The sequence below is a fragment of the Extibacter muris genome, from assembly GCF_004345005.1.
In the GTDB taxonomy this organism is placed as follows: domain Bacteria; phylum Bacillota; class Clostridia; order Lachnospirales; family Lachnospiraceae; genus Extibacter; species Extibacter muris.
On the sequence record NZ_SMMX01000011.1, the window covers coordinates 1 to 12,643 of the forward strand.

General features: G+C 50.4%; 9 protein-coding genes. All 9 read left to right on the forward strand.

What is annotated here, in order from left to right; all coding sequences use genetic code 11:
* A partial coding sequence (locus tag E1963_RS13015) for an FGGY-family carbohydrate kinase (RefSeq protein WP_243117721.1) occupies positions 1 to 671 on the forward strand: 671 nt, incomplete at its 5' end.
* A 505-nt stretch (positions 672 to 1,176) separates the two neighbouring features.
* Positions 1,177 to 5,040 (forward strand): DNA-directed RNA polymerase subunit beta, encoded by a 3,864-nt coding sequence (rpoB, locus tag E1963_RS13025; RefSeq protein WP_132278626.1) that lies wholly within the window; start codon positions 1,177 to 1,179, stop codon positions 5,038 to 5,040.
* 14 nt (positions 5,041 to 5,054) lie between these two features.
* Entirely contained in the window at positions 5,055 to 8,678 is a 3,624-nt protein-coding gene (gene rpoC, locus E1963_RS13030) for a DNA-directed RNA polymerase subunit beta' (RefSeq protein WP_132278628.1), read from the forward strand.
* A 149-nt stretch (positions 8,679 to 8,827) separates the two neighbouring features.
* On the forward strand, positions 8,828 to 9,163 hold the full coding sequence (locus tag E1963_RS22750) for a GIY-YIG nuclease family protein (RefSeq protein WP_243117722.1): 336 nt from the start codon (positions 8,828 to 8,830) through the stop codon (positions 9,161 to 9,163).
* Positions 9,081 to 9,503: a hypothetical protein gene (locus tag E1963_RS20705; protein ID WP_243117732.1), complete on the forward strand. Its 423-nt coding sequence runs from the start codon at positions 9,081 to 9,083 to the stop codon at positions 9,501 to 9,503. Before E1963_RS22750 ends, E1963_RS20705 begins: the two co-directional genes overlap by 83 nt.
* Positions 9,504 to 9,682: 179 nt before the next feature.
* On the forward strand, positions 9,683 to 9,925 hold the full coding sequence (locus tag E1963_RS13040; RefSeq protein ID WP_132278630.1) for a Fur family transcriptional regulator: 243 nt from the start codon (positions 9,683 to 9,685) through the stop codon (positions 9,923 to 9,925).
* Positions 9,926 to 9,946: 21 nt separating this feature from the next.
* A complete protein-coding gene (locus E1963_RS13045) occupies positions 9,947 to 10,159 on the forward strand; it encodes a FeoA family protein (protein ID WP_066580431.1) in 213 nt (70 codons plus the stop codon).
* 14 nt (positions 10,160 to 10,173) lie between these two features.
* Positions 10,174 to 10,395, forward strand: coding sequence for a FeoA family protein (locus tag E1963_RS13050; protein ID WP_132278632.1), 222 nt, complete (start codon positions 10,174 to 10,176; stop codon positions 10,393 to 10,395).
* Between the two features lie 47 nt (positions 10,396 to 10,442).
* Complete coding sequence (gene feoB / locus E1963_RS13055) at positions 10,443 to 12,632, forward strand: ferrous iron transport protein B (RefSeq protein WP_132278634.1); 2,190 nt, start codon at positions 10,443 to 10,445, stop codon at positions 12,630 to 12,632.
* Positions 12,633 to 12,643 lie beyond the last annotated feature (11 nt).

Here is a 12,643-nt window from a genome sequence, read left to right on the forward strand (position 1 = left end):
TCATGATGAACATCGGGGAGGAGCCGGTCTTAAGCACCCACGGGGTGGTGACCTCCCTTGCGTGGAGCATGGGCGGGAAGGTGAACTACGTGCTGGAGGGGAACCTGAACTACACGGGAGCGGTGATCACGTGGCTGAAGGACGACCTGAAGCTCATAAGCTCGCCGGCAGAGACGGAGGAGCTGTCGGGGGAGGCGGTGCAGGACGACGGCCTGTACCTCGTCCCGGCATTCTCGGGGCTTGGGGCGCCGTACTGGGACAGCCATGCGGCGGCGGCCATCGTAGGGATGACGCGCACGACAGGGAAAGCGGAAGTGGTAAGGGCAGGCGTGGAATGCATCGCCTACCAGATAACGGACATCGTGAAAGCGATGAGCGAAGATGCACAGGTGAAGGTGGAAGAGCTGCGTGTGGACGGAGGGCCGACGAGGAACCGGTACCTGATGCAGTTCCAGAGCGACATCGCAGAGGCGGCGGTACAGGTGCCGGATTCGGAGGAGCTGTCGGGCATCGGCCCGGCGTACGCGGCAGGGCTTGCCCTCGGTGTGTGGGATGAAAGCATCTTTGACAGATTGAAACGGGTAAAATATGAGCCGAAGATGGAAGAGGACGTAAGGACAAAGAAATACAGCGGCTGGAAAGCCGCGGTGTCCTCTGTGCTGACAAAATAATATCGTGGACAGGACGATTCAGCCCTGCCGCTTTCTGATGAAGTAAAAACTTCGGAAAGACGGCGGGGCTGCTTTTGTTGCACTGAGGAACGGTAATAATCATTCTTGAGTTTTCAGGCTGTCCAAGAGTTTTATCGTAGAAGAAGAGAATAACTAGAAGCAGTGCATCCTGATTGAGTAAAATAAAGACGGTTTGTGTTCAGTTTGTTGGCATAGCTTAGGATATTGTACTACGATTTGACCGATGTGTCAGTTATACGAAGGAGGAAGAAGGATATGAAGAAATATGTTGCAGAATTTATAGGAACTGAGGAATGCCGCCTTTTTTACAGATTTTAGTTGACAAGCCCAAATTCTATGTGGTATAGTAAAAAATGCGCTATTGTGGAAAGTTATGCCATGATACCGCGTGAAATGGCTTGAACAAGCGGTTTCACTGAATCAGTTGTATGTTATGGGCAACTCGTAGCCCACCCAAAAAATATATGAGGAGTGAAACGTCAATATGGAGAAAAACAGAATTCGTCCTATCAAAAGCGGAAAAAGTTCACGCATGAGCTATTCCAGGCAAAAAGAAGTTCTTCAGATGCCTAACCTGATCGAAGTCCAGAAAGATTCCTACCAGTGGTTTCTGGATGAAGGGTTAAAAGAAGTATTTGATGATATTTCCCCGATTGCCGACTACAGCGGCCATCTCAGCCTGGAATTTGTTGATTTTACATTGTGCGAGGATGATGTGAAGTACACGATTGAAGAATGCAAAGAGCGCGACGCCACCTATGCGGCGCCTTTGAAAGTAAGAGTACGGCTTCACAACAAGGAAACCGATGAAATCAATGAGCATGAAATCTTTATGGGTGACCTGCCGCTGATGACAAGTACCGGAACGTTCGTCATCAATGGGGCGGAACGTGTAATTGTCAGCCAGTTAGTACGTTCACCCGGAATCTACTATGCGATTGCGCATGATAAGGTAGGAAAGAAGCTGTATTCATCTACGGTCATCCCGAACCGAGGTGCATGGCTTGAGTACGAGACGGATTCCAATGACGTTTTCTATGTGCGTGTAGACAGAACAAGAAAGGTGCCGATTACTGTATTGGTCCGTGCTCTGGGAATCGGTACCAACCCTGAGATTGTCGAGCTGTTCGGCGAGGAGCCGAAGATTCTTGCAAGCTTTGAAAAGGATGCTGCGACAAACTACCAGGAAGGCCTGCTGGAACTGTACAAGAAGATCCGCCCGGGAGAGCCTCTTGCGGTAGACAGTGCGGAAAGCCTTATCACAAGCATGTTCTTCGACCCGAGACGTTACGACCTGGCCAAAGTAGGCCGCTATAAATTCAACAAGAAGCTTGCCCTGAAGAACCGCATCACAGGCCATGTGCTCGCCGAAGATGTCAAACATGCATTGACCGGCGGACTTGTGGCGGAAAAAGGGACCAAAGTAACGAGAGAAATCGCTGACGCTATCCAGAATGCAGCGGTTCCGTTCGTGTGGATCGAAAGACCGGAGGAAGAACGCAATATCAAGGTTCTTTCTAACATGATGGTCGACCTTGCATCCATCGTAGACATCGACCCGAAAGAGGTAGGGGTTACCGAGCTTGTGTATTATCCGGTACTGGAGACGCTTCTGGAAGAGACGGCAGGCGATATCGATGAACTGAAGGATGCTGTCAAGAGGGATATCCATGACTTGATTCCAAAGCATATTACGAAGGAAGACATTCTGGCATCGATCAACTATAACATCCATCTGGAATACGGCCTGGGCAATGATGATGATATCGACCATCTTGGCAACAGACGTATCCGCGCGGTCGGAGAGTTATTGCAGAACCAGTACAGGATTGGCCTGTCAAGACTCGAAAGAGTTGTCCGCGAACGAATGACCACACAGGATCTGGAGGGGATATCCCCGCAGTCTCTGATTAATATAAAGCCTGTCACGGCTGCAGTGAAGGAATTCTTCGGATCTTCACAGCTGTCACAGTTCATGGACCAGAACAACCCGCTCGGCGAGCTGACCCACAAGAGACGTCTGTCTGCACTTGGGCCAGGTGGCCTGTCAAGAGACCGTGCCGGCTTCGAGGTGCGTGACGTCCACTATTCACATTACGGAAGGATGTGCCCGATTGAGACGCCGGAAGGTCCGAACATCGGACTGATCAACTCTCTTGCGACATATGCGAGAATCAACCAGTATGGATTTGTAGAAGCCCCATACCGCAAGATCAGCCATGAAGACCCGGATAATCCGGTCGTTACGGATGAAGTCGTGTATATGACCGCGGATGAAGAGGATAATTACCACGTGGCACAGGCGAACGAACCTCTGGACGGGGAGGGACATTTTATCCATAAGAACGTATCCGGACGTTACCGCGAAGAGACGCAGGAATATGAACGGACCAGATTTGATTATATGGACGTATCTCCGAAGATGGTATTCTCTGTCGCCACGGCGCTCATTCCTTTCCTGGAAAATGATGATGCCAACCGTGCGCTCATGGGTTCCAACATGCAGCGTCAGGCAGTTCCGCTTCTCATGACCGAGTCTCCGGTAGTCGGAACAGGTATGGAAGAAAAAGCTGCCGTTGACTCCGGCGTATGTATGGTGGCAGAAGCAGCAGGCGTGGTGGAACGCTCTACTTCCAATGAGATAACGATCCGTCAGGATGACAATACGCTCAAGAGATATAAGCTCACCAAGTTCCTTCGGAGCAACCAGAGCAACTGCTACAACCAGCGGCCGATCGTATTCAAAGGGGACCGGGTGGAAGCAGGCGACGTAATCGCAGACGGACCGTCAACATCCAACGGTGAGATGGCGCTTGGCAAGAACCCGCTTATCGGCTTTATGACATGGGAAGGTTATAACTACGAGGATGCGGTCCTCCTGAGCGAACGTCTCGTGCAGGATGACGTGTATACCTCTGTCCATATCGAAGAATATGAGGCGGAAGCCCGCGATACGAAGCTCGGGCCGGAAGAGATTACCCGTGATATCCCTGGCGTCGGCGACGATGCGCTTAAGAATCTGGATGAGAGAGGAATCATCCGTATCGGCGCTGAGGTGCGCGCAGGCGATATCCTCGTCGGCAAGGTGACTCCAAAAGGAGAGACCGAACTGACCGCAGAAGAGAGGCTGCTCCGTGCGATCTTCGGTGAGAAGGCGCGTGAAGTTAGGGATACGTCCCTTAAAGTACCTCACGGCGAATATGGTATCGTCGTAGATGCGAAGGTATTTACGAGAGAGAACGGTGATGAACTGTCTCCGGGCGTAAACCAGGCAGTACGTATCTATATTGCGCAGAAGAGGAAGATATCTGTCGGTGACAAGATGGCGGGACGCCACGGTAACAAGGGTGTCGTTTCCCGTGTGCTTCCAGTGGAAGATATGCCGTTCCTTCCGAACGGACGTCCGCTGGACATCGTTCTGAACCCGCTTGGCGTGCCTTCACGTATGAACATCGGTCAGGTGCTCGAAATCCACCTGTCTCTGGCAGCGAAGGCTCTTGGCTTTAATATAGCGACACCGGTATTCGACGGTGCGAACGAGATTGACATTATGGACACTCTGGACCTTGCCAATGATTATGTCAACCTGAGCTGGGAAGAATTTGAGAAGAAGCATAAAGAAGATCTGCTCCCGGAAGTGCTGCAATATCTGTCAGACAACCGTGAACACAGGAAACTTTGGAAGGGTGTCCCGATATCGAGAGACGGAAAGGTCCGCCTCCGCGACGGAAGAAGCGGGGAGTTCTTCGACAGCCCGGTTACGATTGGACACATGCATTACCTGAAGCTGCACCATCTTGTTGATGACAAGATCCACGCCCGTTCGACAGGCCCTTACTCCCTCGTCACACAGCAGCCGCTCGGCGGTAAAGCCCAGTTCGGCGGCCAGCGCTTTGGAGAGATGGAGGTGTGGGCGCTTGAGGCGTACGGCGCATCTTACACGCTGCAGGAGATCCTGACTGTCAAGTCGGATGATGTCATCGGCCGTGTCAAGACGTATGAGGCGATCATCAAGGGAGAGAACATCCCGGAGCCGGGCATACCGGAATCATTCAAGGTACTGCTCAAAGAGCTCCAGTCCCTCGGCCTGGATGTACGTGTGCTGCGTGATGACAACACAGAAGTTGAAATCATGGAGACGGTAGATATGGGTGAGACGGACTTCCATTCTCTCATTGAAGGCGACAGAAACTACCGCGAGGAAGATAACCTCGGTGCAAAGGGTTATACAGAACAGGAATTCCAGGGAGAAGAGCTTGTGGATGTGGAAGAAGAGGCAGAGGAAGACGACTTCGACGTGGAATTTGAAGAAACTGAAGAATTTGCAATGGATATAGATGAAGAATAGGAAGGGGTGCCTGTATGCCTATAAACAGTAATGAACAATCATATCAGCCAATGACTTTCGATGCTATCAAAATCGGTCTGGCATCACCCGATAAGATATTAGACTGGTCCAGAGGAGAAGTGACAAAGCCTGAGACCATTAACTATAGAACACTGAAACCGGAGAAAGACGGACTATTCTGTGAGAAGATCTTCGGACCGAGCAAGGACTGGGAATGCCACTGCGGCAAATATAAGAAGATCCGTTACAAAGGAGTCGTATGTGACCGGTGTGGCGTTGAGGTTACAAAGGCAAGCGTGCGCCGTGAGCGTATGGGCCATATCGCGCTTGCCGCCCCTGTATCACACATCTGGTATTTTAAAGGTATTCCGAGCCGTATGGGGCTTATCCTCGACCTGTCCCCGAGAACGCTGGAGAAGGTGCTGTATTTTGCATCTTATATCGTACTCGATAAGGGAGAGACAGACCTGCAGTATAAGCAGGTGCTGTCCGAACAGGAGTATCAGGAAGCGCGAGAATCCTGGGGAAGTGCGTTCCGGGTAGGTATGGGAGCGGAGGCGATCAAAGAGCTTCTGGAATCTATAGACCTCGACAAAGAATATGAAGAGCTTCAGGCGGGGCTCGAGGGGGCTACCGGCCAGAAGCGGGCCAGGATCGTGAAGCGTCTGGAAGTAGTAGAGGCGTTCCGTGAATCCGGAAATAAGCCGGAGTGGATGATAATGACCGCAATCCCGGTGATACCGCCGGATCTTCGTCCTATGGTACAGCTGGACGGCGGACGGTTTGCCACATCTGACTTAAACGACCTTTACAGAAGGATCATCAACAGGAACAACCGTCTGAAACGGCTCCTTGAACTTGGCGCTCCGGACATTATCGTTAGAAATGAAAAGAGGATGCTGCAGGAAGCGGTAGACGCGCTTATCGACAACGGCCGCCGCGGGCGTCCGGTCACGGGACCGGGCAACAGGGCGCTGAAGTCGCTTTCCGATATGCTGAAGGGCAAGTCGGGACGTTTCCGTCAGAACCTGCTCGGCAAACGTGTCGATTATTCAGGCCGTTCTGTTATCGTAGTAGGGCCTGAACTTAAGATATACCAGTGCGGCCTGCCTAAAGAGATGGCGATAGAGCTGTTCAAGCCTTTTGTAATGAAGGAGCTTGTACAGAACGGCACGGCGCACAATATCAAAAATGCGAAGAAAATGGTGGAGAGGCTGCAGCCGGAAGTGTGGGATGTACTGGAAGATGTCATCAAGGAGCATCCGGTCATGCTGAACCGTGCCCCTACGCTCCACAGACTCGGCATACAGGCATTCGAGCCGATTCTTGTGGAAGGCAAGGCAATCAAGCTTCATCCTTTGGTATGTACTGCTTACAATGCCGACTTCGACGGCGACCAGATGGCGGTCCATCTTCCGCTCTCGGTGGAGGCTCAGGCAGAATGCCGGTTCCTCCTCCTGTCACCGAACAACCTGCTGAAACCTTCTGACGGGGGACCGGTTGCCGTTCCATCACAGGATATGGTACTCGGCATCTACTACCTGACCCAGGAAAGGCCTGGGGCAAAAGGAGAAGGCAAGGTATTCAAGAGCGTAAACGAGGCGATACTCGCCTATGAAAATAATGCAATCACGCTTCATTCACGCATCAAAGTCCGTATGTCGAAGGCTTTGCCGGGCGGAGAGGTTAAGACGGAGACGATCGAGTCTACCCTCGGCCGGTTTATCTTCAATGAGATCATTCCTCAGGATCTTGGCTTTGTTGACCGTGAGGCAGAAGGAAATGAGCTGCTGCTTGAAGTAGACTTCCACGTAGGAAAGAAACAGCTGAAACAGATTCTTGAGAAGGTCATCAACACACATGGCGCCACAGCCACGGCGGAAGTGCTGGATGCCATCAAGTCCACCGGCTACAAATATTCTACAAGGGCGGCAATGACAGTATCTATCTCAGACATGACCGTACCGCCGCAGAAACCGGAGATGATCCAGCAGGCACAGGATACGGTGGATAAGATTACGAAGAACTACAAGCGCGGCCTTATAACAGAAGAAGAGCGTTACAAGGAAGTCGTAGAGACGTGGAAAGCGACGGACGATTCTCTGACCGAGGCGCTGCTGTCCGGGCTTGACAAATATAACAATATCTTCATGATGGCAGATTCCGGAGCCCGTGGTTCCGACAAGCAGATCAAGCAGCTTGCGGGCATGCGTGGCCTTATGGCAGATACGACAGGACGTACGATCGAGCTGCCTATCAAGTCAAACTTCCGTGAAGGGCTTGACGTACTGGAATACTTCATGTCTGCGCACGGTGCACGTAAAGGTCTATCAGATACGGCTCTGCGTACGGCGGACTCCGGTTACCTGACAAGACGTCTTGTCGACGTGTCGCAGGAGCTCATTATCCACGAGGTCGACTGTGCGAAGAAAGGTGCCGAGATTCCAGGAATGTATGTAAAAGCATTCATGGATGGAAATGAAGAGATTGAAAGCCTCCAGGAGCGTATCACAGGACGCTATCTCTGCGAGGACATCGTCGACAAAGACGGCAATATACTTGTGAAGGCGAACCATATGGTGACGCCAAAGAGGGCTGAGCTCATCATCAAAAGAGGTGTTGATGAGAAGGGCGGAGAACTCAAGAAGATCAAGATCCGTACGATTCTCACATGTAAATCACACAGCGGCGTGTGTGCGAAGTGCTACGGGGCAAATATGGCGACAGGAGAGCCGGTACAGGTCGGTGAGGCGGTAGGTATCATCGCTGCACAGTCTATCGGTGAGCCTGGTACCCAGCTTACGATGCGTACCTTCCATACAGGAGGTGTGGCCGGTGATGATATCACGCAGGGTCTTCCACGTGTCGAGGAGCTGTTCGAGGCAAGAAAGCCGAAAGGTCTTGCAATCATTACGGAATTTGCAGGTACGGCTGCTATCAATGACACGAAGAAGAAGCGTGAGATTATCGTGACGAATAACGAGACCGGCGAGTCAAAGGCATATCTTATCCCTTACGGCTCCAGAATCAAGATACAGGACGGAGCAGAGCTTGAGGCGGGAGATGAACTGACGGAAGGAAGCGTCAATCCTCATGATATCCTTAAGATAAAAGGCCTGCGCGCCGTCCAGGATTACATGATACAGGAAGTACAGCGGGTATACCGTCTGCAGGGCGTTGAGATCAACGACAAGCATATCGAGGTCATCGTGCGCCAGATGCTCAAGAAAGTCCGCATCGAAGAGGCGGGAGATGCTGAATTCCTGCCAGGGACGTCGGTCGATATCCTTGATTTTGAAGATGTGAATGAAAAGCTTGCGGAAGAAGGCAAAGAGCCGGCGACAGGAGAGCAGATCATGCTCGGTATCACAAAGGCATCCCTTGCTACCAACTCCTTCCTGTCCGCAGCGTCCTTCCAGGAGACGACGAAGGTTCTTACGGAAGCGGCTATCAAGGGCAAGATCGATCCGCTTATCGGCCTGAAAGAAAATGTCATCATCGGCAAGCATATCCCGGCCGGTACCGGCATGAGGAAATACCGTGATGTACGGCTGGATACGGAACTGTCCATGGAAGATGAGCTTATGTTCGATGAAGAGCCGGAAGAAGCGGAAGAATTCGTCGAAGCAGAAGAATAGAACGGGAATAAGAAGATGCGGGAACGCAGGCCCCAGGAGCATTACGGCGTAATGTGGGGACGGCGTTCCCGCATCTTTGTATTGATACGATCAAGCGAAAAGGTTATAATTGCAGTAGTTACATTTTGTTTCATAAAAAGGAGAGAAAAATGAGTGATACATGTGGATATATCTATATCTTAACGAACCCTTCCTTTGAAGAGTACGTAAAGATCGGCTATGCGGATGATGTTCAGAAAAGATTGAAACAGCTTAACAGAAGTGAATGTATTCCATTTGCATTTCGGGTATATGCTACCTATGAGGTCAACTCCCGGCTTTCCGATATGAAGATCCACAGTATTATTGATAAATTGAACCCTAACCTTCGGTCTATTGAGACTTTCGCAGGGAAAAAAAAGAGTGCGAGAGTTTTATGCCATGCCGCCGGAGGACGCGTACAGTATCTTGGAAGCAATTGCAGAAATGCACGGATGTACAGATAAGCTAAAGAAAATAGAGCCGACTGTTTCCGAAGAGCAGGCGGAAGAGATGGCAGAAGAAATTGAAGCTGAGCACAAAGAGAGACTGGCTCCATTTCGTTTTTCTATGTGCAATATACAGCCGGATTCTATCCTTGAATTTTGGACTAGCGCAAATGTCAATAGTGGCATTACATGTAAAGTTGCCAATGACAGACAAGTCGAGTATCAAGATAAGCTATGGTCTTTATCCGCGCTTGCAGCAAAGCTGTCAAATTCAAAATGGTCTGTTGCCGGGCCCAGATATTTTAAATACAATGGCGAATGGCTGAACGATATCCGGGAACAAATGTCGGTAGAGTAGACACGGTACGAAGAAAGATTTAAGAATGTGCACGGGCACATTCTTTTTTTGCCCTAAAACAAGGGTGCCCTGCACCTTATTGATAAAAGTTATCAAATATGTTGTTGACAAAGATTCTCATAAGGAATATAATACCAATGTAAATGATAATCAATATCAACAAATGCCGGAGTGATAATATGAGTCAGGAAGAACGTCTGCAGGAGATAATGAAACGTCTGAAAGAGAATGGGTATCGGATTACGAGCCAGAGAAAGATGCTGCTGGAAGTGATATTGGGCAATGAGCATTCTTCCTGCAAGGAAATCTATTTTGCCGCAAAGCAGATAGACAAGAAACTTGGCATTGCAACTGTATACCGTACCGTACAGCTTCTGGAGGATCTGGAACTGGTCAAGAAGGAGATGGCGGTACAGCTATAATGTGGATAAAAAGGAGTGATCATGATGCCACTGACAATGCTTGGGTCGGGCGAGACTGCGTCAATCAAACGTGTAGGAGGCCAGAACGAGGTGAGGAAGTTCCTGGAGAGCCTGGGATTCGTAACCGGTGAAGAGGTGAAGATCGTATCGGTGAACGGAGGCAATATTATCGTCCAGGTAAAGGAATCCAGAGTTGCAGTCAGCAAGGGAATAGCAAATAAGATCATGGTTTAGGAGGAACGAAGGGAATGCGCACATTGAGAAGTATCGGATGTAATCAGACGGTCTCGGTAGTAAAGCTTCATGGTGAGGGAGCGGTTAAAAGGCGGATTATGGACATGGGAATTACGAAAGGGACGGAAGTGTTTGTCAGAAAAGTAGCCCCTCTAGGCGATCCGGTTGAAGTTACCGTTCGCGGGTATGAACTGTCGCTGCGTAAGGCTGATGCAGAGATGATAGAGGTAAAGTAACGGGAAGAATAGCGATTGGCGAATAAGACATAGCAGGAGGAATAGAGATGGGAATCAAGATAGCACTTGCCGGAAATCCAAACAGCGGCAAGACGACGTTGTTTAATGGACTGACCGGTTCAAACCAGTTCGTAGGGAACTGGCCGGGGGTTACGGTTGAGAAGAAGGAAGGCAAGCTTAAGAGCAATAAAGAAGTAGTCATAATGGACTTGCCGGGAATCTACTCCCTGTCACCATATACGCTTGAGGAAGTGACTGCAAGAAATTACCTGATTACAGAGCGCCCGGATGCCATTCTGAATATCGTGGATGGGACGAACCTGGAGCGCAACCTGTATCTGACGACCCAGCTTATGGAGCTGGGAATCCCCGTTATAATGGCAGTCAACATGATGGATGTGGTCAAAAAATCAGGCGATGCCATCGATACGAGAAAACTGGGAGAAAAGCTCGGCTGTGCGGTCGTGGCAATCTCTGCGCTGAGGGGAGAGGGAATCGAAGAAGCAGCCGGGAAAGCGGTAAAAGCGGCGCAGAGCAGGCAGCCGGCAATGCCGGTACATGAATTTTCTCAGGAAGTAGAGGCGGTCCTGGATGAGATCGAGTCGATGCTGGGCGGAGACATTCCGGAAGAACAGAAGCGATTCTATGCAGTGAAGCTGTTTGAACGCGACGACAAGATTGCAGAGCAGATGAAGCATGTGCCGGACATATTTTCGATCATTGAAAAAGCAGAGAAAGATATGGATGATGATTCTGAGAGCATCATCACAAACGAGCGATATGACTACATAACCTCTATCATAGGAGAAAGCCTTACAAAAGCGAACAAGGAGAAGCTGTCCACGTCGGATAAGATAGACCGCGTCGTGACAAACAGATGGCTCGCGCTGCCTATATTTGCAGCCGTCATGTGGCTTGTATATTATGTATCTGTGTCTACGGTTGGTACATGGGCGAAGGACTGGGCAAATGACGGTGTATTTGGCGAAGGATGGAAGCTGTTCGGGCTGGTAGATGTGCCGGGCATACCTGTTATCGTAGAAAATGGGCTGAATGCTATCCATTGTGCACCGTGGTTGCAAAGTCTTATCCTGGATGGTATCATTGCAGGTGTAGGAGCGGTTCTCGGATTTGTGCCGCAGATGCTCGTGCTTTTCATATTCCTTGCATTTCTTGAGGCATGTGGATATATGGCAAGAGTCGCGTTTATCATGGACAGAATATTCCGCAAGTTCGGCCTTTCAGGAAAGTCGTTCATACCGATGCTTATCGGTACCGGATGCGGAGTGCCAGGCATCATGGCGTCAAGGACGATTGAAAACGACCGTGACCGGAAGATGACTATCATGACTACTACATTTATCCCATGCGGGGCAAAGCTGCCTATCATAGCGCTCATTGCAGGTGCCCTGTTCGGCGGAGCTTCCTGGGTTGCGCCAAGTGCTTATTTTGTAGGGATTGCAGCTATTATCTGTTCGGGCATCATATTGAAGAAGACGAAGATGTTCGCCGGAGACCCGGCACCGTTCGTTATGGAGCTTCCGGCATATCATATGCCTACGGTCGGAAATGTGCTCAGAAGCATGTGGGAGCGTGGGTGGTCCTTTATCAAAAAAGCGGGAACTATCATCCTGCTTTCTACTGTCTTCATATGGTTCACATCCAGCTTTGGATTTGTGGATGGTCATTTTGGAATGGTAGAAGATTTAAGCGACGGCTTGCTTGCAAGCATCGGCCGCGGCCTTGCCTGGCTGTTCGTTCCTCTTGGATGGGGAGACTGGAAGTCGGCAGTCGCAGCGATCACGGGTCTCGTGGCGAAAGAAAATGTCGTGGGAACCTTCGGTATTCTCTACGGCTTTGCGGAAGTGGCGGAAGACGGTGCAGAAGTATGGGGAACGCTTGCGTCCAGCATGACCGCTGTCGCGGCATATTCGTTCCTCGTGTTCAACCTTCTGTGCGCACCTTGCTTCGCCGCTATGGGCGCTATCAAGCGGGAGATGAACAATGTCAGATGGTTCTGGTTTGCAATTGGATACCAGACGATACTTGCTTATGCGGTATCTCTCTGCGTGTTCCAGTTCGGGAGCCTCTTTACAGGTGGCGGATTCGGAATAGGCACAGTGGCGGCAGTAATCGTGCTGGCTGGATTCCTGTATCTTTTGTTCAGGCCGTATAAGGAGAGCTCTTCGCTGAAAGCGAACGTATCCAGCGTAAATGCCCGCAAGGCAAAAGCATAAGCAGAAAGAAG

Bases quoted from the DNA above. Each gene is read 5' to 3' on its own strand.
- E1963_RS22750 (WP_243117722.1), top strand. From the start codon at position 8,828: ATGAGTGATACATGTGGATATATCTATATCTTAACGAACCCTTCCTTT.
- E1963_RS13050 (WP_132278632.1), top strand. From the start codon at position 10,174: ATGCGCACATTGAGAAGTATCGGATGTAATCAGACGGTCTCGGTAGTA.
- rpoB (WP_132278626.1), top strand. From the start codon at position 1,177: ATGGAGAAAAACAGAATTCGTCCTATCAAAAGCGGAAAAAGTTCACGC.
- rpoC (WP_132278628.1), top strand. From the start codon at position 5,055: ATGCCTATAAACAGTAATGAACAATCATATCAGCCAATGACTTTCGAT.
- E1963_RS13045 (WP_066580431.1), top strand. From the start codon at position 9,947: ATGATGCCACTGACAATGCTTGGGTCGGGCGAGACTGCGTCAATCAAA.
- feoB (WP_132278634.1), top strand. From the start codon at position 10,443: ATGGGAATCAAGATAGCACTTGCCGGAAATCCAAACAGCGGCAAGACG.
- E1963_RS13040 (WP_132278630.1), top strand. From the start codon at position 9,683: ATGAGTCAGGAAGAACGTCTGCAGGAGATAATGAAACGTCTGAAAGAG.